The 20,399-nt window shown below is 67.7% G+C and carries 18 protein-coding genes; 8 read left to right on the top strand and 10 right to left on the bottom strand.

From position 1 onward, the window contains the following. Window positions 1-19 precede the first annotated feature (19 nt). Window positions 20-1,234 (top strand): YeeE/YedE family protein, encoded by a 1,215-nt coding sequence (locus VQ065_RS31060; protein WP_003096826.1) that lies wholly within the window; start codon window positions 20-22, stop codon window positions 1,232-1,234. Between the two features lie 363 nt (window positions 1,235-1,597). On the opposite strand, the gene aspA is transcribed toward VQ065_RS31060, so the two are convergent. Next, on the bottom strand, window positions 1,598-3,022 hold the full coding sequence (gene aspA / locus VQ065_RS31055; RefSeq protein ID WP_003096822.1) for an aspartate ammonia-lyase: 1,425 nt from the start codon (window positions 3,020-3,022) through the stop codon (window positions 1,598-1,600). 175 nt (window positions 3,023-3,197) lie between these two features. Between aspA and VQ065_RS31050 the strand changes: the two genes are divergently transcribed. After that, window positions 3,198-4,106, top strand: coding sequence for a LysR substrate-binding domain-containing protein (locus tag VQ065_RS31050; protein ID WP_003096819.1), 909 nt, complete (start codon window positions 3,198-3,200; stop codon window positions 4,104-4,106). Window positions 4,107-4,142: 36 nt separating this feature from the next. On the opposite strand, the gene adhP is transcribed toward VQ065_RS31050, so the two are convergent. Next, complete coding sequence (gene adhP / locus VQ065_RS31045) at window positions 4,143-5,171, bottom strand: alcohol dehydrogenase AdhP (RefSeq protein WP_003096816.1); 1,029 nt, start codon at window positions 5,169-5,171, stop codon at window positions 4,143-4,145. 347 nt (window positions 5,172-5,518) lie between these two features. Between adhP and purE the strand changes: the two genes are divergently transcribed. From purE to VQ065_RS31025, 4 genes are all read left to right on the top strand, one after another. Continuing rightward, window positions 5,519-6,010: a 5-(carboxyamino)imidazole ribonucleotide mutase gene (gene purE / locus VQ065_RS31040; protein ID WP_003106314.1), complete on the top strand. Its 492-nt coding sequence runs from the start codon at window positions 5,519-5,521 to the stop codon at window positions 6,008-6,010. 30 nt (window positions 6,011-6,040) lie between these two features. Continuing rightward, complete coding sequence (locus tag VQ065_RS31035; protein WP_003096798.1) at window positions 6,041-7,123, top strand: 5-(carboxyamino)imidazole ribonucleotide synthase; 1,083 nt, start codon at window positions 6,041-6,043, stop codon at window positions 7,121-7,123. Window positions 7,124-7,237: 114 nt separating this feature from the next. Further along, a complete protein-coding gene (locus VQ065_RS31030) occupies window positions 7,238-7,483 on the top strand; it encodes a GlsB/YeaQ/YmgE family stress response membrane protein (protein ID WP_003096795.1) in 246 nt (81 codons plus the stop codon). Window positions 7,484-7,543: 60 nt separating this feature from the next. Beyond that, window positions 7,544-8,092 (top strand): DUF3299 domain-containing protein, encoded by a 549-nt coding sequence (locus tag VQ065_RS31025; protein WP_003096792.1) that lies wholly within the window; start codon window positions 7,544-7,546, stop codon window positions 8,090-8,092. A 65-nt stretch (window positions 8,093-8,157) separates the two neighbouring features. On the opposite strand, the gene VQ065_RS31020 is transcribed toward VQ065_RS31025, so the two are convergent. The 8 genes from VQ065_RS31020 to glyA form a co-directional block, all read right to left on the bottom strand. After that, a complete protein-coding gene (locus tag VQ065_RS31020) occupies window positions 8,158-9,114 on the bottom strand; it encodes a D-hexose-6-phosphate mutarotase (RefSeq protein WP_073660162.1) in 957 nt (318 codons plus the stop codon). Window positions 9,115-9,197: 83 nt separating this feature from the next. Beyond that, window positions 9,198-10,397: a formaldehyde dehydrogenase, glutathione-independent gene (gene fdhA / locus VQ065_RS31015; protein ID WP_003096788.1), complete on the bottom strand. Its 1,200-nt coding sequence runs from the start codon at window positions 10,395-10,397 to the stop codon at window positions 9,198-9,200. 206 nt (window positions 10,398-10,603) lie between these two features. Beyond that, window positions 10,604-11,461, bottom strand: a complete 858-nt coding sequence (locus tag VQ065_RS31010) for a formyltetrahydrofolate deformylase (RefSeq protein ID WP_003096786.1) — start codon at window positions 11,459-11,461, stop codon at window positions 10,604-10,606. A gap of 49 nt (window positions 11,462-11,510) precedes the next feature. Continuing rightward, on the bottom strand, window positions 11,511-12,146 hold the full coding sequence (soxG, locus tag VQ065_RS31005) for a sarcosine oxidase subunit gamma (RefSeq protein ID WP_003096784.1): 636 nt from the start codon (window positions 12,144-12,146) through the stop codon (window positions 11,511-11,513). A gap of 93 nt (window positions 12,147-12,239) precedes the next feature. Further along, window positions 12,240-15,257 carry a sarcosine oxidase subunit alpha gene (locus VQ065_RS31000; RefSeq protein ID WP_003162069.1) on the bottom strand — a complete coding sequence of 1,006 codons (3,018 nt, stop codon included), beginning with the start codon at window positions 15,255-15,257 and terminating at the stop codon, window positions 12,240-12,242. Next, entirely contained in the window at window positions 15,254-15,574 is a 321-nt protein-coding gene (locus tag VQ065_RS30995) for a sarcosine oxidase subunit delta (protein WP_003096781.1), read from the bottom strand. The genes VQ065_RS31000 and VQ065_RS30995 overlap by 4 nt, the downstream gene beginning before the upstream one ends. 93 nt (window positions 15,575-15,667) lie before the next feature. Then, a complete protein-coding gene (locus VQ065_RS30990; protein ID WP_003096779.1) occupies window positions 15,668-16,918 on the bottom strand; it encodes a sarcosine oxidase subunit beta in 1,251 nt (416 codons plus the stop codon). A gap of 85 nt (window positions 16,919-17,003) precedes the next feature. Further along, window positions 17,004-18,257 carry a serine hydroxymethyltransferase gene (gene glyA / locus VQ065_RS30985; protein ID WP_003117183.1) on the bottom strand — a complete coding sequence of 418 codons (1,254 nt, stop codon included), beginning with the start codon at window positions 18,255-18,257 and terminating at the stop codon, window positions 17,004-17,006. Between the two features lie 215 nt (window positions 18,258-18,472). Between glyA and VQ065_RS30980 the strand changes: the two genes are divergently transcribed. Together VQ065_RS30980 and VQ065_RS30975 are read left to right on the top strand one after the other, a co-directional pair. Beyond that, window positions 18,473-19,114 (top strand): hypothetical protein, encoded by a 642-nt coding sequence (locus VQ065_RS30980; RefSeq protein ID WP_003096775.1) that lies wholly within the window; start codon window positions 18,473-18,475, stop codon window positions 19,112-19,114. 83 nt (window positions 19,115-19,197) lie between these two features. Beyond that, on the top strand, window positions 19,198-20,238 hold the full coding sequence (locus VQ065_RS30975; protein WP_003096773.1) for a threonine aldolase family protein: 1,041 nt from the start codon (window positions 19,198-19,200) through the stop codon (window positions 20,236-20,238). Window positions 20,239-20,399 lie beyond the last annotated feature (161 nt).

Below are 20,399 nucleotides of genomic sequence, written 5' to 3'. Positions count from 1 at the left end.
CTCGCGCCCAGGAGTAGCCATGAGTGTCGCCCTTTCCGCCGCGCCCGAGCGCAAGCTCGCCGCCCCCCTGATCGCCTTCGCCCTGCTGGTGCTCGGCGGGCTGTTCCTGTTCAACGCGGTCAGCGCGCGCCAGGCCATCCTCTTCATCGTCGGCGGCGCCCTGGGCCTGACCCTCTACCACGCCGCCTTCGGCTTCACCTCCGCCTGGCGGGTATTCATCCGCGAACGGCGCGGCGCCGGGCTGCGCGCGCAGATGGTGATGCTGGCCGTGGCGGTGCTGCTGTTCTTCCCGGCGCTGGCGGCGGGCAGCCTGTTCGGCCAGCCGGTGAGCGGTTTCGTCTCGCCGGTTGGCACTTCGGTGATCGTCGGCGCCTTCATTTTCGGCATCGGCATGCAACTGGGCGGCGGCTGCGCCTCCGGCACCCTGTTCACCGTCGGCGGCGGCAACGCGCGGATGCTGGTGACCCTGCTGTTCTTCATCCTCGGCTCGCTGATCGCCACCCAGCATGTCGGCTGGTGGTTCGCCCTGCCGTCGCTGCCGCCGATCTCGCTGGTCGCCGAACTGGGCCTGGCACCGGCGCTGGTGTTGAGCCTGGCGGTGTTCATCGGCATCGCCGGGGTCACGGTACGCATGGAGAAGGCCCGCCACGGCACCCTGGAAACCCCGCCGAGCGCCGAATGGCGGGGTTGGCGGCGCTTCCTCCGCGGCCCCTGGCCGCTGGTCTGGGGCGCGTTGGCGCTGGCGCTGCTCAACTTCCTCACCCTGTACCTCGCCGGACGCCCCTGGGGCATCACGTCGGCCTTCGCCCTGTGGGGCGCGAAGATCGCCCAGGGCGTGGGCCTGGACGTCGGCGCCTGGGCCTTCTGGCAGACGCCGGCGAACGCCAAGGCGCTGGCCGCGCCGCTGTGGGAAGACATCACCAGCGTGATGGACATCGGCATCGTCCTCGGCGCGCTGCTCGCCGCCGGCCTGGCCGGACGCTTCGCGCCGAACCTGGACATCCCGCGCCGTTCGCTGGCGGCGGCGGTGATCGGCGGGCTGCTGCTCGGCTACGGCGCGCGCCTGGCCTATGGCTGCAACATCGGCGCGTATTTCAGCGGGATCGCGTCCGGCAGCCTGCATGGCTGGTTGTGGTTGGTGGCGGCGTTTGCCGGCAACAGCGTCGGGGTACGGGTATTGAGGCCCTATTTCTTCCCGGAGGAGCGGCGGGAGCAAGGGTTGACGGGGTGTTGAGAGGGGATATGCCTTCGTAGGACGTATGACGCGGACGTTATCCACAGGTGAGCGCAGCCACACAACACCTCGGCAACGGGGAAGATCTGCGGGCCGTCTTGAGCGGTGAAAAAAAGAAGGGACACCGCAGGTCGCCGTGTCCCTCAGAGTGTAGAGAGGGAAAGTTGGTATCCCTCTCGACCGGTGAGCGTGGCGCCGCGGCTGGGCCGGGGCGCCGGGTATAAAAGAAGGGATGAAGGGTATCCATCCCTAAAGGTCGAGGGGGTAGTACTCCCCCTCTACCGGTGAGCCTTCTTCGATCGGCTGCGCTGCGGCCCGGCTGCGTCGATAGCCGGACCTGGGCGCGCTCGATCTCGTATCGGATCAGGCGCGCAGTGGAATCAGGCGCGGCGCGATCATGTTTTCCGGCAGCAGGATGTCGGCCAGGGTGGCTTCGTCCAGCAGCTTTTCCTCGCGTACCAGTTCCAGTACGCCGCGGCCGCTCTCCAGGGCGGTCTTGGCGATCCGCGTGGAGTTCTCGTAGCCGATGTACGGGTTCAGCGCGGTGACCAGGCCGATGCTGTGCTCGACCAGTTCGTGGCAGCGCTCGACGTTGGCGGTGATGCCGGTGATGCAGTGTTCGCGGAGCATGTCCATGGCGCGTTGCAGCAGGCGGATCGAGTCGAAGATCTTGTAGGCGATCAGCGGCTCCATCACGTTCAGTTGCAACTGGCCGCCTTCGGCCGCCAGGGTCAGGGCGAGGTCGTTGCCGATCACTTCGAAGGCGACCTGGTTGACCGCTTCCGGGATCACCGGGTTGACCTTGCCCGGCATGATCGAACTGCCCGGCTGGCGCGGCGGCAGGTTGATCTCGTTGATGCCGGTGCGCGGGCCGCTGGAGAGCAGGCGCAGGTCGTTGCAGATCTTCGACAGCTTGACCGCGGTGCGCTTGAGCATGCCGGAGAACAGCACGAAGGCGCCCATGTCGGAGGTGGCTTCGATCAGGTCGGCGGCCGGCTTCAGCGGCTGCCCGCTGATGGCGGCCAGGCGCTCGACGGCGAGCTTCTGGTAGCCGGGGTCGGCGTTGATGCCGGTGCCGATGGCGGTGCCACCGAGGTTCACTTCGGTGAGCAGCTCCGGCGCCAGGCGACGCAGGCGGTCGAGGTCTTCGCCGAGGGTGGTGGCGAAAGCGTGGAATTCCTGGCCGAGGGTCATCGGCACGGCGTCCTGCAACTGGGTGCGGCCCATCTTCAGTACGCCGGCGAATTCGACGCCCTTGGCGGCGAAGGCCTGGATCAGGCTGTCGAGGCTGGCCAGCAGGGTGTCGTGGCCGAGCAGCAGGCCCAGGCGGATGGCGGTCGGGTAGGCGTCGTTGGTCGACTGCGCCATGTTCACATCGTTGTTCGGGTGCAGGTACTTGTACTCACCCTTGGTGTGGCCCATGGCTTCCAGCGCGATGTTCGCGATCACTTCGTTCGCGTTCATGTTGGTGGAGGTGCCGGCGCCGCCCTGGATCATGTCCACCACGAACTGCTCGTGGAAATCGCCGCGGATCAGGCGGGCGCAGGCCTCGCTGATGGCGGCGTGCTTGTCTTCCGGGAGATGGCCGAGCTGACGGTTGGCGTCGGCGGCGGCCTGCTTGACCATGGCCAGGGCAACGACCAGCTTCGGGTAGTGCGACAGCGGCACCCCGGAGAGGCGGAAGTTGTTCACGGCGCGCAGGGTCTGGATGCCGTAGTAGGCGTCAGCGGGCACTTCGAGGGTGCCGAGCAGGTCTTTCTCGATACGGGAAGATGCAACGGGGGACATGACGGGATTTGTCTCAGAGGGACACGGCCAGTGCCGCGATGCCCACTAGACTAAGGATGTGACGATTTCGTGGCCAATGCTGTTAAACGCTGCCTCATGCACAAACGGCATAATGTTGGATGTGACGCTGGTATGATGGCGGACGTGTCATCGCATTACCGGAGCCTTTCCCGTCGTGAACCTCGAACTGAAGTGGCTGGAGGATTTCATCGCCCTGGCCGGCACCCGCAGCTTTTCCCAGGCGGCGGAGAAACGCTTCGTCACCCAGCCGGCCTTCAGCCGGCGCATTCGCAGCCTGGAGGACGCCCTCGGCCTGACCCTGGTGAATCGCCAGCGCACGCCGGTGGAACTGACCGAGGCCGGGCAGCTGTTCCTGGTCACCGCGCGCAGCGTGGTCGAGCAGCTCGGCCAAGTGGTGCGCCACCTGCACCACCTGGAAGGCGGGCAGGGCGAGGTGCTGCAGTTCGCCGCCGCCCACTCGCTGGCGCTGGGCTTCTTCCCGCAGTGGATCGCGCGGCTGCGCAACGAGGGGCTGAACATCGCCAGCCGGCTGATCGCCACCAACGTCGGCGAGGCGGTGCATTCCCTGCGCGAGGGTAGCTGCGACCTGATGCTGGCGTTCTACGACCCTGACGCCGCGTTGCAGATGGACCCGGAGATCTTCCCCTCGCTGCACCTGGGGCGCACCGAGATGCTGCCGGTTTGCGCGGTGAACGCCGAGGGCCAGCCGCTGTTCGACCTGGAGAACGGCCAGAGCGTGCCGCTGCTCGCCTACAGCGCCAGCGCCTTCCTCGGCCGCGGGGTCAACCTGCTGCTGCGCCAGCGCAACCTGCGCTACACCACGGTCTACGAGACGGCGATGGCCGACAGCCTGAAGAGCATGGCGCTGCAAGGCATGGGCGTGGCCTGGGTGCCACGGCTGAGCGTGGTCAACGAACTGGAGCGCGGTGAGCTGGCGATCTGTGGCGGGCCGCAATGGTTCGTCCCGCAGGAAATCCGCCTGTACCGCTGCGCGCTGGTACGCAAGGCGGCGATCCGCCTGCTCTGGCGCAAGCTGGAAGGCGGGCTGGGCAGCGTCGAGTAGACAGGCAAGGGCGGCGCCGGGACGCCGCCCCGCAGGTCACATCTCAAGGACGATGCGCCCCTCGATCTGCCCGGCGCGCATCTGGTCGAGGATCTGGTTGATGTCGTCCAGCTTGCCCGGATGGATGGTCGCCTTGACCAGGCCTTCGCCGGCAAAGTCGAGGGCTTCCTGAAGGTCCGCGCGGGTGCCGACGATTGAGCCGGCGATGTGCAGGCCCTTGAGCACCACGTCGAAGATCGGCGTCGGGAAGTCACCCGGCGGCAGGCCGACCAGGGCGATGGTGCCGCCGCGGCGCGCCATGCCGATGGCCTGGCCGAAGGCGCTATTGGATACCGCGGTGACCAGCACCCCGTGGGCGCCGCCGATGTCGCGCTGGAGCACCTCCACCGGGTCTTCCTGCCGGGCGTTGACCGTCAGGCTGGCACCGAGCTTGCGCGCCAGTTCCAGCTTGGCGTCGTCGATGTCGATGGCGGCGACGTGCAGGCCCATGGCCCTGGCGTACTGCACGGCGACGTGGCCGAGGCCGCCGATGCCGGAGATCGCCACCCACTGGCCGGGGCGCGCGTTAGTCTGCTTGAGCCCCTTGTAGACGGTGACGCCGGCGCAGAGGATCGGCGCGATTTCAGCGAATTCGACGTTTTTCGGCAGAATTCCGACGTAGTTCGGGTCGGCCAATACGTATTCGGCATAGCCGCCGTTCACCGAGTAGCCGGTGTTCTGCTGGCTCTCGCAGAGGGTCTCCCAGCCGGTCAGGCAGTGCTCGCAGCAGCCGCAGGCGGTGTACAGCCAGGGGATGCCGACCCGGTCGCCTTCCTTCACTCGGGTCACTCCGCTGCCCACCGCGGCGACGTAGCCGACGCCTTCGTGACCGGGAATGAACGGCAACGGCGGCTTCACCGGCCAGTCGCCCTCGGCGGCATGCAGGTCGGTGTGGCAGACGCCGGAGGCTTCGATCTTCACCAGTACCTGCCCGGGGCCGGGCAGCGGAACCTTGACTTCCTCGATCCGCAGCGGCGCGCCGTAGGCGTGCACGACCGCGGCTTTCATGGTCTGTGGCAGGGTCATGGTCATCTCCTTGGACGGGGCTGAGCGCCTGTCGCGGCGCCTTTGACGGGCACCGCGACAGGCTGCGGAACCGGCGCGGCCGCCGCTCCCTCGGAGCGCGCCGCGACAACCAGTCTGGCCGCTCGTGGTAGGCGCGCATTGAGTTGCGGCAAGTTTCCCGCCATGGCGCGAAAAAACGGGACGGACGGTAGCCCCCGGCGCGCGCCCGGCCTGCCTTTGCGGTATACTGCGCCGCCTTCGAACCGGCACTGCCCGCCGGCTCGGCCCAGTACAAGCCACGCCCCTCGACGAAGCGTGGCTTGTTGGTTTCTGACGCGCCGGACGGCGCATTTGAGAGAGGCACGACGATGAGCGCACTGGTTGGCGTGATCATGGGTTCCAAATCGGACTGGAGCACCCTCAGTCACACCGCGGACATGCTGGACAAGCTGGGCATCCCCTACGAAGTGAAGGTGGTTTCCGCCCACCGCACCCCGGACCTGCTCTTCCAGTACGCCGAGGAAGCCGAAGGCCGCGGCCTCGAAGTGATCATCGCCGGCGCTGGCGGCGCCGCCCACCTGCCGGGCATGTGCGCGGCCAAGACCCACCTGCCGGTACTCGGCGTGCCGGTACAGTCGTCGATGCTGTCGGGTGTCGACTCGCTGCTCTCCATCGTGCAGATGCCCGCCGGCGTACCGGTCGCCACCCTGGCCATCGGCAAGGCCGGCGCGGTCAACGCGGCGCTGCTCTCGGCGAGCATCCTCGGCGCCAAGCACCCGCAGTACCACGAGGCGCTGAAGCAGTTCCGCGCCAACCAGACCGAAACCGTGCTGGACAATCCCGACCCGCGCGATGCGTGAGACAGGCTCTGAGAAGGTAAGGCTCGAACCATGAAAATCGGTGTCATCGGTGGCGGCCAGCTGGGCCGCATGCTGGCCCTGGCGGGAACCCCGCTGGGCATGAACTTCGCTTTCCTCGACCCGGCGCCGGACGCCTGCGCGGCCTCCCTGGGCGAGCACATCCGCGCCGACTACGGCGACCAGGAGCACCTGCGGCAACTGGCCGACGAGGTCGACCTGGTGACCTTCGAGTTCGAGAGCGTGCCGGCGGAAACCGTGGCCTTCCTCTCCCAGTTCGTGCCGGTCTACCCGAACGCCGAGTCGCTGCGCATCGCCCGCGACCGCTGGTTCGAGAAGTCGATGTTCAAGGACCTCGGCATTCCCACTCCTGACTTCGCCGACGTCCAGTCCCAGGCCGACCTCGATGCCGCCGCAGCCGCCATCGGCCTGCCGGCGGTGCTCAAGACCCGCACCCTGGGCTACGACGGCAAGGGCCAGAAGGTCCTGCGCCAGCCGGCCGACGTGCAGGGCGCGTTCGCCGAACTGGGCAGCGTGCCGTGCATCCTCGAGGGCTTCGTGCCGTTCACCGGGGAAGTCTCGCTGGTGGCGGTGCGCGCTCGCGATGGCGAGACGCGTTTCTACCCGCTGGTGCACAACACCCACGACAGCGGCATCCTCAAGCTCTCCGTGGCCAGCAGCGGGCATCCGTTGCAGGCGCTGGCCGAGGACTACGTGGGCCGCGTGCTGGCCCGGCTAGACTACGTCGGCGTGCTGGCCTTCGAGTTCTTCGAGGTGGACGGCGGCCTGAAGGCCAACGAGATCGCCCCGCGCGTGCACAACTCCGGGCACTGGACCATCGAAGGCGCCGAGTGCAGCCAGTTCGAGAACCACTTGCGCGCCGTCGCCGGCCTGCCGCTGGGCTCGACCGCCAAGGTCGGCGAGAGCGCGATGCTCAATTTCATCGGCGCGGTCCCCCCGGTGGCTCAGGTGGTCGCCGTCGCCGACTGCCACCTGCATCACTACGGCAAGGCCTTCAAGAACGGCCGCAAGGTCGGCCACGCCACCCTGCGTTGTGCCGACCGGGCGACGCTGCAGGCGCGCATCGCCGAGGTCGAGGCGCTGATCGAGGCGTGAGCGATTGCCGCCCGCCCATCCTTGGGTTGGCGGGCGGCACTGAACCCAAGGCTTTTCTACACTGTCCCATGGCAGGCGCAATACATGCGCATACACCCGTAAGGAGGGACTGTCATGGGATTAATCGGAACCATCATCGTCGGACTGATCGTTGGTCTCGTTGCACGCTTTCTGAAGCCAGGTGACGACAGCATGGGCTGGATCATGACCATCCTGCTCGGCATCGGCGGTTCGCTGCTGGCCACCTACGGCGGCCAGGCGATCGGCTTCTACCAGGCTGGCCAGGCGGCCGGTTTCATCGGCGCGGTGGTCGGCGCCGTCGTACTGCTGGTCATTTACGGCCTGATCAAGAAGAATTGATGGCTCTGGCCGGCCCCCGCGGGGCCGGCGTTTCCTCACTTCGCCGGTATTCCCGCCATCATGCGCCGCTTCCCGTTCGCCCGCCTGTTGCTGCTCGCCCTGTTGTCCTCACCCCTGGTCCACGCCGAACTGCCCGAGACCGACTGGCTGGAACTGATGCCGCCGGCCGACCGCAAGGCGCTGGAAGAAATGCCCGACATCGTCCACGACACCCCGGAGGCCGCCGGCACCTTCACCAGCAAGGGGGGCCTGAAGCAGTCGGACCGGAAGATGCCGGCGGTGATGTATTCGGCCAAGACCGTCGCCAGCCTGGATGGCAAGGCGGTCCGCCTCGGCGGCTACCCGGTGCCGCTGGAGAACGACGCCAAGGGCCGCGTCACCGAATTCTTCCTGGTGCCCTATCCGGGCGCCTGCATCCACGTGCCGCCGCCGCCGCCGAACCAGATCGTCCTGGTGCGTTATCCACAGGGGCTGAAGCTGACCGATATCTACACCCCGCTGTGGGTCAGCGGCACGCTGAAGATCGAGCAGGTGAGCAATGACCTGGCCGATGCCGCCTACGCCATCGACAAGGCGCGGGTGAAGGTGGTGGAGGAAGCGGACCTGTAGGGCAGGCACCTGCGCAACGGTCCATGGCGGACGATGCGAGCCGCGCCGTCCGCTCGCCGACCCGCTCAGGGTCGTTTCAGCGGCTCGCTCCAGATCTGCACGCCAAAGCTTTCGCTGCGCCCGGGGGCGACCACCATGAGGTCGTCCCAGACCCGCCCGGTCTCGATGCAGAGCATCTGCTGCCAGGCGTCGTCGGCGAACTGCGAGAGACGCCGGGACTTGTCCACCCAGGGGTTCCAGACCACCGCCGAGCGCGAGTCGAGGGCGTGCAGGTGGATGCTGCGTTCCCAGCGCGGGTCCTTGATCAGCAGGTCGCGTTCGAGACCGAGGTAGATGCGATCCAGTTCGCCCTTGACCCGTACCGCGCCGTGCTGAGTGCGTTCTTCCCAGTTCTCCAGGGTCTCGATGTAGCGCGCGCCTTCCAGGCCCTCGATGGCGATCTCGCGGCTGTCGCTGACCGCGAAGTAGGTGTGCAGTGCCTGGCTGAGCACCAGCGGCTTGCTGCCGAGGTTCTCGCTGGTGAGTCGCAGGGTCAGGCGCTCGCCGAAGCGGAACAGCATGCGCAGCGCCGCCGGGTGCGGCCAGCCGGGGAGGCCATCGGGGGCGTCGAGGCGGAAGCTGACGCAGAGGTCGCCGTCCTCCTCGGCGATGTCGTCGATTTCCCAGTCGACCGCCCGGACCAGCCCGTGGGCGGGCGCCTTCAGGCCATCTTCCACCTGGCCGCGGACTTCCTGCGGGTTGCGCTCCAGCGGACCGAACCACGGCCAGCACACCGGCACCCCGCCGCGTACCGACTGCCCGCGCCGGTAGCCGGCCTCGTCGCTGAGCCAGACCAGCGGCGGCTGTTCGTGGGGCTGGTAGCTGAGCAGTTGCGCGCCCTGCTGGGCGATCAGCGCCTCGCCATGGGTGGTGTGGATGCGCCAGCAGGCCAGGTCGTCGACCTGTACCTGTTCGACGCGGTTGATCGGGCTATCGGTGTTCATGGCGGTCTCCGGGAGGCGAATGGATGGCAGCAGTATCACCGATCCATTTTATCGCCGGCAGTTCCCCCGGATGGCGCCAACGACGACGCGGCCCGTGGGCCGCGTCGGTTGTTGCCGGAGGTTCAGGCCGCGCGGAACAGGTTGTGTGGGTCGATGACGAATTTCTTCGGCACCCCGGCGTCGAACTCGCCATAGCCTTTCGGCGCATCGTCGAGGGTGATGACTTCCACCCCGACGATGTCGGCGATCTTGATCCGGTCCCACATGATCGCCTGCATCAGCTGGCGGTTGTACTTCATCACCGGGGTCTGGCCGGTATGGAAGCTGTGCGACTTGGCCCAGCCCAGGCCGAAGCGGATGCTCAGGGCGCCGTGCTTGGCGGCCGCGTCCACTGCGCCCGGGTCTTCGGTGACGTACAGGCCGGGAATGCCGATCTTGCCGGCGACCCGGGTGATGCCCATCAGCGAGTTGAGCACGGTGGCCGGGGCTTCCTGCTGCGAGCCCGAATGGCCGTGGCCGCGCGCCTCGAAACCGACCGCATCGACCGCGCAGTCGACCTCCGGCTCGCCCAGCAGAGCGGCGATCTGTTCGTGCAGCGGGGTGTCCTTGGACAGGTCGGCGATCTCGAAGCCCTGTTTCTTGGCGTGGGCCAGGCGGGTCGGGTTGACGTCGCCGACGATCACCACCGCCGCGCCGAGCAGGCGTGCCGAGGCCGCCGCGGCCAGGCCGACCGGACCGGCGCCGGCGATGTAGACCGTGCTGCCCGGGCCGACGCCGGCGGTGACCGCGCCGTGGTAGCCGGTGGGGAGGATGTCCGAAAGGCAGGTCAGGTCGCGGATCTTCTCCATCGCCGCTTCGCGGTTGGGCAGTTTCAGCAGGTTGAAGTCGGCGTAGGGCACCAGCACGTATTCGGCCTGGCCGCCGACCCAGCCACCCATGTCGACGTAGCCGTAGGCGCCGCCGGCACGCGCCGGATTGACCGTCAGGCAGACGCCGGTGTGCTGTTCCTTGCAGGTACGGCAGTGGCCGCAGGCGACGTTGAACGGTACCGAGACCAGGTCGCCGATCTTCATGGTTTCCACGCCACGCCCGATCTCCACCACCTCGCCGGTGATCTCGTGGCCCAGCACCAGGCCTTCCGGCGCGGTGGTGCGGCCGCGCACCATGTGCTGGTCGGAGCCGCAGATGTTGGTGGAGACCACCCGCAGGATCACCCCGTGGTCGATCTGCCGGCCCTGCGGGTCCTGCATCTTCGGATAGGGAATGTTCTGCACCTCGACCTTGCCCGGGCCGAGATAGACCACACCACGATTGCCAGACATACGCGTTTCCTCTTTGTCGTTGTGGGTACAAATGCGCGGCGTCCACGGCCGCGTGGCTTTGCACTGGAAAGTCGTCTGTTGCGCGACAGGGCCGGAGAATGCTGGCAGCCGGCGGGCTGTCGGTGTTGCTCGGGACGCGAGGCCGTGGGAAGCGCCCCTCTCCCTGGCCCTCTTCCTTCAGCGAGGGTTGGGAAGAGAGGGCGCGCTTACAGCACCACGGTCCGATTGGCGTTGAGGAATACCCTCCGCTCGATGTGGTAGCCCACCGCCCGTGCCAGGGTCAGGCACTCGATGTCGCGGCCCTTGGCGATCAGGTCCTCGGGGTAGTGGGCGTGGTCGACCGTCTCGACGCCCTGGGCGATGATCGGCCCTTCGTCGAGGTCGTTGTTGATGTAGTGGGCGGTGGCGCCGACCAGCTTCACGCCCTTCTGGTAGGCCTGGTGGTACGGCTTGGCGCCCTTGAAGCCGGGCAGCAGGGAGTGATGGATGTTGATCGCCCAGCCGTCCAGGCGCCGGCACAGTTCCGGCGACAGCACCTGCATGTAGCGAGCGAGGATCACCAGCTCGGCGCCACTCTCTTCGAGCACCTGCCAGACCCTGGCTTCCTGGGCCGGCTTGTCGTTCGGGTCGAGCGGGAAGTGGTGGTAGGGAATGCCGTGCCAGCGCGCCAGCGGCTCCAGGTCCGGGTGATTGGAAATCACCGCCACCACGTCCATCGGCAACTGGCCGATGCGCTGGCGGTAGAGCAGGTCGTTCAGGCAGTGGTCGGCCTTGGAAACCATGATCGCCACCTGGCTGCGGTAGCCCGGCGCGGTCAGCTCGGTACGCATGCCGAACGGTGCCACCCGTTCGGCCAGTCCGGCGCGGAAGGAGGCTTCGTCGAAGCCGTCGCCGGCGCGGAACTCCACGCGGATGAAGAAGCGTTGCGCCAGGCGGTCGTCGAACGAGTGGTGCTCGGTGACGTAGCAGCGCTGCTCGAAGAGGTAGCGCGTCACCACGTCGACGGTGCCCAGCAGGCTGGGACTGTCGGCGGTGAGGATCCAGGTGTCGGGGGTACGGCTCATCGCGAGGCTCCGGGTCCGGTATCCCCTCTCGGGGAGAGGGGAAGGCTGCTCATGCCGCTACCTGCAGGCCGTATTCGGCGCTGGCGTCCTGCAACCAGAGCCAGAAGTAGTCGGCGAAGCTGCGGCGCACGACCAGCTCCCAGGTGTCCTCGCCGGTATGGCGGATCACGCATTGCGACTTGGCGAAGATGCTGCCGACCGCCTTGCCCACCGGGAAGTTGCTCGGATGCACGTCGTAGCTGGTGGATTTCATCAGCAGTTCGCGGACGTTCGCTCCGCTCAGTTCGAGCAGTGTCTGCCCGCCGCTGACGTTGACCACCGCGTAGTGCAGCTCCTCGCCCAGGGCCTGGCGCAGGCGCTGTTCGACGGCATATTCCTCGCCGCCGGGGACGATCAGCAACCATTCGTCCGGGGCCAGCCATTGCAGCGAGGTCTCGCCGCTGGCGACCAGGGTCAGGGCCACCGGCAGTTCCAGGCCGAGGGCCTGGTGCACGGCGGCGGCGAAGGCCGGGTCGGCGGCATCGCCGCGCAGCACCAGGTGGCCGAGCAGCTTCTTCTCGCGCAGGACGATACCGGCCTTCGCGGCGGTCTTGCCGGCGAGCTTGTGCAGCTCGGCATGGTGCAGCGGCGATTCGGCGTGGACGCCGGGTTCGGGGCGTTGCTGGTAGACGTTTGCCTTGCTCATTCGTTTTCACCTTGGGGCGCCGCGCGCCCTGGTAGCCTGTCTGCCTTCTCCCTTCGGGGAGAGGGCCGGGGAGAGGGGCGAGCCCCTCTCCGGTCAATCCACGTTCTGCCGTTCCCCTTTCGGGTCGTAGAACACCGAGGAACAGATCTCCGCCTCGATGAAGCGGCCGTCCGCCAGCGGCGCGTAGACCTTCTGGCCCATGCGCTTGAGGCCGCCTTTCACCACCGCCAGGGCGAAGCCGTGGCCGAGGCTGGCGCTCATGTAGCTGGAGGTGACGTGGCCGACCATCTTCATCGGGATCGCCTGCTGGGTGTCGAACACCAGTTGCGCGCCTTCGGGCAGTACCTCCTGCGGGTTGCTCGGCCTGAGTCCGACCAGTTGCTTGCGATCCTCGCGCAGGCAGTCGGCGCGGTTCATGCCGCGCCAGCCGATCCAGGAGAACGGCTTGCTGCGGCCCACCGCCCAGCCCATGTTGAGATCGTCCGGGGTGACCGAGGCATCGGTGTCCTGGCCGACGATGATGAAGCCCTTCTCGGCGCGCAGGACGTGCATGGTCTCGGTGCCGTAGGGCGTCAGGCCGTACTTCGCGCCGTGCTCGGCGAGCGCTTCGAGCACGCCCATGGCGTAGTCGGCCTGGACGTTCACCTCGTAGCTCAGCTCGCCGGTGAAGGAGATGCGGAACACCCGCGCCGGCACCCCGGCGACCTTGCCTTCCTTCCAGGTCATGAAGGGGAAGGCATCCTTGTCCAGGTCGATGTCGGTGACTTCGGCGAGCAGCTTGCGGCTGTTCGGGCCAGACAGGGTGAGGGTCGCGTAGTGGTCGGTGACCGAGGTGAAGTACACCTTCAGCTCCGGCCATTCGGTCTGGTGGTACAGCTCCAGCCACTCCAGTACGCGGGCGGCGCCGCCGGTGGTGGTGGTCATGACGAAGTGGTTGTCGGCCAGGCAGGCGGTCACGCCGTCGTCGAAGACCATCCCGTCTTCCTTGCACATCAGGCCGTAGCGCGCCTTGCCGACGTCGAGCTTGGTCCAGGCGTTGGTGTAGACCCGGTTGAGGAACTCCCGCGCGTCCGGGCCCTGGATGTCGATCTTGCCCAGGGTCGAGGCGTCGAGCAGGCCGACCGCCTCGCGCACCGCGCGGCATTCGCGGGCCACGGCGGCGTGCATGTCCTCGCCCCGGCGCGGGAAGTACCACGGCCGCTTCCACTGGCCGACGTCTTCGAACTCGGCGCCGTTCTTCACGTGCCAGGCGTGCAGGGCGGTGAAGCGCACCGGTTCGAACAGGTGCCCGCAGTGGCGGCCGGCGACGGCGCCGAAGGTCACCGGGGTGTAGTTCGGACGGAACATGGTGGTGCCGGTGTCGGCGATGCTCTTGCCCTGGGCCCGCGCGGCGATCGCCAGGCCGTTGATGTTGCCCAGCTTGCCCTGGTCGGTGCCGAAGCCCAGCGCGGTGTAGCGCTTGACGTGCTCGATGGACTCGAAGCCCTCGCGGCAGGCCAGTTCGATGGCGGCGGCGGTGACGTCGTTCTGCGGATCGACGAACTGCTTCGGTGCGCGTGCCGTGGGCTTCTCGTGGGGCACCTGGAACAGCGCGACGGACGCTTCCTCGCGGCGCGGCTGGACCTTCGGCAGGCTGCCGGCGGCGGTCTTGTAGCCGGCGTCGAGGGCGGCGCGACTCCCGGCCTGGTAGCCGTCGGCGAGCACCTCGGCGAGCCCGAACACGCCGTTCACGGCGCCGGCGCAGATGCGCTTCTGCAGGCCTTCGCCGGGGACGAAGGCGAGGATTTCCTCGCGCCATTCCGGCTTGCCGCCCAGGTGCGAGGCCAGGTGCACGACCGGGCTGTAGCCGCCGGAGCTGGCGATCAGGTCGCAGTCCAGCCATTCGCCGCCGCTGGCGCGCATGGCCTGCAGGTCGATCCGGGCGACCTTGGCGCCGCTGACCCGCTTGCCGCCGCGAGCCTCGATCACCGAACTGCCAGTGATCACCCGCATACCGCGTTGGCGTGCTTCCTCGACCCACTCGCCGCGCGGATTGGCCCGGGCGTCGGCGATGGCCACCACTTGCAGGCCGGCTTCCTGCCAGTCGAGGGCGACGCGGTAGGCGTAGTCGTTGTTGGTGGCCAGCACCAGTTTCTTGCCCGGTGCCACGCCGTAGCGCCGTACATAGGTGGAAACCGCGCCGGCGAGCATGTTGCCGGGCAGGTCGTTGTTGCCGTAGACCAGCGGCCGCTCATGGGCGCCGGCGGCCAGTACCACGCGCTTGGCGCGTACGCGGTGCACGCGCTGGCGGACCTGGCCGAGCGGGGCGACCTCGCCGAGGTGGTCGGTGCGCCGCTCGTGGATGGTGAGGAAGTTGTGGTCGTGGTAGCCGTTGACCGTGGAGCGCGGTAGCAGGATGACTTCCGGCAGGCCTTGCAGCTCGGCCACGGCGTCCGCGACCCACTCGGCGGCGGGCTTGCCGTCGAGGGTCTCGCGGGTGTCCAGCAGGCTGCCGCCGAACTCTTCCTGCTCGTCGGCGAGAATCACCCGCGCGCCGCTGCGAGCGGCGGCGAGGGCGGCGGCCAGGCCGGCCGGGCCGCCGCCGACCACCAGCACGTCGCAGTGGTGGTTCATCCAGTCGTAGCTGTCCGGATCGACCTCGGTCGGCGCGCGGCCAAGGCCGGCGGCCTTGCGGATGTACTTCTCGTAGGTCATCCACATCGACTGCGGGTACATGAAGGTCTTGTAGTAGAAACCGGGCGGCATCAGCTTGCCGCCGACCTTGCCGAAGATTCCCATCAGGTCGTTCTGCACATTCGGCCAGCCGTTGGTGCTGGTGGCCACCAGGCCGCCGTAGAGCGCCTGCTGGGTGGCGCGTACGTTGGGGATCTGGGTGGCTTCGCGGGAGCCGATCTGCAGGATCGCGTTGGGCTCCTCGGCGCCGGCGGCGACGATGCCGCGCGCCCGCGAGTACTTGAAGCTGCGGCCGACGATGTCGACGCCGTTGGCCAGCAGCGCGGCGGCCAGGGTGTCGCCGGCATAGCCCTGGTAGTGCTGGCCGTTGAAGCTGAAGGTCAGCGGGCGGTTGCGGTCGATGCGGCCGCCGCTGGACAGGCGATTGATCTGGCTCATGCCGGTTCCCCTTGTACGGCGGGTTTCTTCTCACCGTCGGCGACGACGCTGGGCTGCTCGCCGATCAGGTAGGTCTCGAGGATCTCGTAGGTCACCGTATGGCGGGTGACGTTGAAGTACTTGCGGCAGCCGGCGGCGTGCACCCACAGCTCGTGATGGAGGCCGCGCGGGTTGTCGCGGAAGAACATGTAGTCGCCCCATTCCTCGTCGCTGCAGGCGTTCGGGTCGAGCGGGCGCGGGATGTGGGCCTGACCCTTGGCGTGGAATTCCTCTTCGGAACGCAGTTCGCCGCAGTGGGGGCAGAAGATATTCAGCATTTTGTAGCCTCCGGAAACTGTTCTTGCCGGTTGACCGGCACCCTCTCCCTGAAGGGCGAGGGGCAGCGGATTTCGCCCTTCGGGCGGCTTTTGTCAGTGCGCCACTGCCGCCGCGCCGTGCTCGTCGATCAGCGCACCGCTGTGGAAGCGTTCGATGGAGAAGGGCGCGGCCAGCGGATGCGGTTCGCCCTTGGCCAGGGTGGCGGCGAAGACGTTTCCGGAGCCGGGAGTGGCCTTGAAGCCGCCGGTGCCCCAGCCGCAGTTGAAGAACAGGTTCTGCACCGGAGTCTTGCCGATGATCGGGCAGGCGTCCGGGGTGGTGTCGACGATGCCGCCCCACTGGCGGTTCATGCGTACCCGCGAGAGCACCGGGAACATCTCGACGATGGCTTGCAGGGTGTGCTCGATCACCGGGTACGAGCCGCGCTGGCCGTAGCCGTTGTAGCCGTCGATGCCGGCGCCGATGACCAGGTCGCCTTTGTCCGACTGGCTGATGTAGCCATGCACGGCGTTGGACATGATCACGCTGTCGATGATCGGCTTCAGCGGCTCGGAGACCAGCGCCTGCAACGGGTGCGACTCCAGCGGCAGGCGGAAGCCGGCGAGCCTGGCCATGTGCCCGGAGTTGCCGGCGGTGACCACCCCGACACGACGCGCGCCGATGAAGCCGCGGTTGGTCTCGACGCCGATCACCGCGCCGTCCTGCTTGCGGAAGCCGGTGACTTCGGTCTGCTGGATCAGGTCCACGCCGAGGGCATCGGCGGCGCGGGCGAAGCCCCAGGCCACCGCATCATGGCGGGCGACGCCGCCGCGACGCTGGATGGTCGCGCCCATGATCGGGTAGCGGGTGTTCTTGCTGCAGTCCAGGTAGGGAATCTCCTCCGCCACCTGCTGCGCGTTCAACAATTCGCCGTCGACGCCGTTGAGGCGGTTGGCGCTGACCCGGCGCTCGCCGTCGCGCATGTCCTGGAGGGTGTGGCAGAGGTTGTAGACCCCGCGCTGGGAGAACATCACGTTGTAGTTGAGGTCCTGGGACAGGCCCTCCCACAGCTTCATCGCGTGTTCGTAGAGCAGCGCGGACTCGTCCCACAGGTAGTTGGAGCGCACGATGGTGGTGTTGCGCGCGGTGTTGCCGCCGCCCAGCCAACCTTTCTCGACTACCGCCACGTTGCTGATGCCGTGTTCCTTGGCCAGGTAGTAGGCGGTGGCCAGGCCGTGCCCGCCGCCGCCGACGATGACCACGTCGTAGACCGGCTTCGGCGTGGGCGTGCGCCACATGCGTTGCCAGTTCTCGTGATGGCTCAGTGAATGCTTTAACAGGCCGAAGCCGGAGTAGCGTTGCATGTGGATGCTCCTGAACTGTTGCTCCCTCTCCCGCGGAGAGGGTTGGGCCGGGGCGCGTCGGGCTCCCCGACCGTCTTCGGGGGGCTCAGCGATAGACCGGGAAGTCCGCGCAGAGACCGGCGACCTGGGTGGCGACCTTGGCTTCCACGTCGGCATCGCCGAGGTGGTCGAGGATGTCGCAGATCCAGCCGGCCAGTTCGCGGCTCTGCGCTTCCTGCAGCCCGCGGGTGGTGATGGCCGGGGTGCCGATGCGGATGCCGGAGGTGACGAACGGGCTCTGCGGATCGTTCGGCACGGCGTTCTTGTTCACCGTGATGCCGACCCGGCCGAGGGCGGCGTCGGCTTCCTTGCCGGTCAGGCCCTGGCGCACCAGGCTGATCAGCATCAGGTGGTTGTCGGTGCCGCCGGAAACCACGTCGTAGCCGCGCCCGATGAACACCTCGGCCATCGCCTTGGCGTTGCGGATCACCTGCGCCTGGTAGTCCTTGAAGCCCGGCTCCAGCGCTTCCTTGAAGCACACCGCCTTGGCCGCGATCACGTGCATCAGCGGGCCGCCCTGGGCGCCGGGAAATACCGCGGAGTTGAGCTTCTTCTCGATCTCCTCGTTGGCGCGCGCCAGGATCAGGCCGCCGCGCGGGCCGCGCAGGGTCTTGTGGGTGGTGGTGGTGACCACGTCGGCGAAGGGGATCGGGTTCGGGTAGAGGCCGGCAGCGACCAGCCCGGCAACGTGGGCCATGTCGACGAACAGCAGCGCGCCGACCTTGTCGGCGATGGCGCGGAAGCGCGGGAAGTCGAGGGTCTTGGAGTAGGCGGAGAAGCCGGCGACGATCATCTTCGGCTTATGCTCCACGGCCAGGCGCTCGACTTCGTCGTAGTCGATCAGCCCGGTAGCGGTGTCCAGGCCGTACTGCACGGCGTTGTACAGCTTGCCGGAGGAGGACACCTTGGCGCCATGGGTGAGATGGCCGCCATGGGCCAGGCTCATGCCGAGGATGGTGTCGCCGGCGTTGAGCAGCGCCAGGTACACCGCGGCGTTGGCCGAGGAACCGGAATGCGGCTGGACGTTGGCGTAGTCGGCGCCGAACAGCTGCCTGGCGCGGTCGATGGCCAACTGCTCGACCTTGTCGACGTGTTCGCAGCCGCCGTAGTAGCGCTTGCCCGGATAGCCCTCGGCATATTTGTTGGTCAGGCCGCTGCCCTGCGCCTGCATGACCCGCTTGCTGGTGTAGTTCTCCGAGGCAATCAGTTCGAGATGGTCTTCCTGGCGGGCCTCTTCGGCGTCCATCGCGGCGAGCAGTTCGTCGTCGTAGCCGCGGATCTGGTCATGCTTGCTGAACATCGCTGGGTCTCCCTGCGGCGCCGGAACCGCGCCGGAATGGCTGCAACGGGACACGCAGTCCCTTTGCCAGCGATGGTATGACCGGCCCTGCCGGCCCAGATGCCTATGCACGCCACGGGGAGGTGCGTTTGCGACATGGCGGTGGGATTCGGCAACCGATGCGGAACGCCCCGGGCTGGCGCTAAACTGCGTGCTCTTCGTCTTGCGAGAACACCATGAAACGCCCGCTGATCTTCCTTTCCGCCGTGCTGCTCGGCGCATCCCTGCAAGGGTGCGGGGGCGGCGATGAAAAGCAGGCCGCCGCGCCTGCGCTGCCGGCCGATTCCTGCACCGGCCATGAACTCGAAGTGGCCTTGCCGCCGGCCGGCAAGCCACTGTTCGGCTACGACTTCCTCTCCCGCCAGTGCGGCTACAACGATGCCACCGTGGTCTTCGGCGCCGCCGACGGCAGCAAGCGCCTGGAGATCGTCCTCACCGACACCGGCCTGCCGGCGCCGCCGACCGAGGGCGACGCGGTGGCCTATCGGGCGGCGCAGGACAAGCTGCGCGAGATGACCCAGACCAACCTGACCCTGCTCCACAAGACCCGCGAGACCGCCCTGAAGAACGGCACCGCCGAGCGCTTCGGCGGCGAGGACTACCTGCCGCTGATCGATACCACGCGAATGGGCGACCCGTTGGGGGTGATGGTCCCGGCCAAGGGCGAGGAGGGCGTCTCGACCCTCAGCGGAGTGATCAAGAACCGCTACGTACTGACCCTCAGCACCCGCGACATGCCCAATGGCGGCAGCGCCACGGCGATGCGCCAGGTGCTGGTGCCGTTCGTCGAGCAGATGAAGCTGACCAAGCTACCCTGACAGACTGTGCCGGCACCTACCCGTACCGGCGCGACCGCACGGAGCCCCACGAGGGCTCGGCAACCGTTCCATCCGAGGCCCACATGACCGATAACACCCAACAGTTCGCCAGCGACAACTATTCCGGTATCTGCCCCGAAGCCTGGGCGGCGATGGCCGAAGCCAACCGCGGCCACGAGCGCGCCTATGGCGACGACCAGTGGACCGCGCGCGCTTCGGACTACTTCCGCCAGTTGTTCGAGACCGATTGCGAAGTGTTCTTCGCCTTCAACGGCACCGCCGCCAACTCCCTGGCCTTGGCCGCGCTGTGCCAGAGCTACCACAGCGTGATCTGCTCGGAGACCGCCCACGTCGAGACCGACGAGTGCGGCGCGCCGGAGTTCTTCTCCAACGGCTCCAAGCTGCTGCTGGCGCAGACCGAGGTCGGCAAGCTGACCCCGGCGTCGATCCGCGACATCGCTCTCAAGCGCCAGGATATCCACTATCCGAAGCCGCGCGTGGTGACTCTCACCCAGGCCACCGAGGTCGGCACGGTGTACCGCCCGGACGAGTTGAAGGCGATCAGCGCCACCTGCAAGGAACTCGGCCTGCACCTGCACATGGACGGCGCGCGCTTCTCCAACGCCTGCGCCTTCCTCGGCTGCTCGCCGGCGGAGCTGAGCTGGAAGGCCGGGGTCGACGTGCTCTGCTTCGGCGGCACCAAGAACGGCATGGCGGTGGGCGAGGCGATCCTGTTCTTCAACCGCGACCTGGCGGAGGACTTCGACTACCGCTGCAAGCAGGCCGGCCAACTGGCCTCGAAGATGCGCTTCCTCGCCGCGCCCTGGGTCGGCGTACTGCAGGACGATGCCTGGCTGCGCTACGCCGATCACGCCAACCGCTGCGCGCGGCTGTTGGCCGAACTGGTGGCCGACGTTCCCGGCGTCAGCCTGATGTTCCCGGTAGAAGCCAACGGCGTGTTCCTGCAGCTTTCCGAGCCGGCGATCGAAGCCTTGCGCGCGCGCGGCTGGCGCTTCTACACCTTCATCGGTGAAGGTGGCGCGCGTTTCATGTGTTCCTGGGATACCGATATCGAGCGGGTCCGCGAACTGGCGCGGGACATCCGCCTGGTGATGGGCGCCTGAGTCCGCTCTCGGCCGCCTCTATGAACCGGGGCGGCCGCTCTTTCCTCATCTCCTGTGGATAACTCTGTGGGCTAACTGTTCGGGAGCTATGCAAAAGTGCCCCCGGCAACACCCTCCCTATCTCCGCCGGGGGTGTTGAAAGCCTTTATCCACGCGGTTCC

The sequence above is a fragment of the Pseudomonas sp. KBN10P06128 genome (assembly GCF_037574945.1).
GTDB lineage: Bacteria > Pseudomonadota > Gammaproteobacteria > Pseudomonadales > Pseudomonadaceae > Pseudomonas > Pseudomonas aeruginosa.
The sequence above is the reverse complement of the archived record's forward strand: the minus strand, read 5'-3'. Positions and strand labels throughout refer to the sequence as shown.

Bases quoted from the DNA above. Each gene is read 5' to 3' on its own strand.
- VQ065_RS31060 (WP_003096826.1), top strand. From the start codon at position 20: ATGAGTGTCGCCCTTTCCGCCGCGCCCGAGCGCAAGCTCGCCGCCCCC.
- aspA (WP_003096822.1), bottom strand. From the start codon at position 3,022: ATGTCCCCCGTTGCATCTTCCCGTATCGAGAAAGACCTGCTCGGCACC.
- adhP (WP_003096816.1), bottom strand. From the start codon at position 5,171: ATGACCCTGCCACAGACCATGAAAGCCGCGGTCGTGCACGCCTACGGC.
- purE (WP_003106314.1), top strand. From the start codon at position 5,519: ATGAGCGCACTGGTTGGCGTGATCATGGGTTCCAAATCGGACTGGAGC.
- VQ065_RS31035 (WP_003096798.1), top strand. From the start codon at position 6,041: ATGAAAATCGGTGTCATCGGTGGCGGCCAGCTGGGCCGCATGCTGGCC.
- VQ065_RS31030 (WP_003096795.1), top strand. From the start codon at position 7,238: ATGGGATTAATCGGAACCATCATCGTCGGACTGATCGTTGGTCTCGTT.
- VQ065_RS31025 (WP_003096792.1), top strand. From the start codon at position 7,544: ATGCGCCGCTTCCCGTTCGCCCGCCTGTTGCTGCTCGCCCTGTTGTCC.
- fdhA (WP_003096788.1), bottom strand. From the start codon at position 10,397: ATGTCTGGCAATCGTGGTGTGGTCTATCTCGGCCCGGGCAAGGTCGAG.
- VQ065_RS31010 (WP_003096786.1), bottom strand. From the start codon at position 11,461: ATGAGCCGTACCCCCGACACCTGGATCCTCACCGCCGACAGTCCCAGC.
- soxG (WP_003096784.1), bottom strand. From the start codon at position 12,146: ATGAGCAAGGCAAACGTCTACCAGCAACGCCCCGAACCCGGCGTCCAC.
- VQ065_RS31000 (WP_003162069.1), bottom strand. From the start codon at position 15,257: ATGAGCCAGATCAATCGCCTGTCCAGCGGCGGCCGCATCGACCGCAAC.
- VQ065_RS30995 (WP_003096781.1), bottom strand. From the start codon at position 15,574: ATGCTGAATATCTTCTGCCCCCACTGCGGCGAACTGCGTTCCGAAGAG.
- VQ065_RS30990 (WP_003096779.1), bottom strand. From the start codon at position 16,918: ATGCAACGCTACTCCGGCTTCGGCCTGTTAAAGCATTCACTGAGCCAT.
- glyA (WP_003117183.1), bottom strand. From the start codon at position 18,257: ATGTTCAGCAAGCATGACCAGATCCGCGGCTACGACGACGAACTGCTC.
- VQ065_RS30980 (WP_003096775.1), top strand. From the start codon at position 18,473: ATGAAACGCCCGCTGATCTTCCTTTCCGCCGTGCTGCTCGGCGCATCC.
- VQ065_RS30975 (WP_003096773.1), top strand. From the start codon at position 19,198: ATGACCGATAACACCCAACAGTTCGCCAGCGACAACTATTCCGGTATC.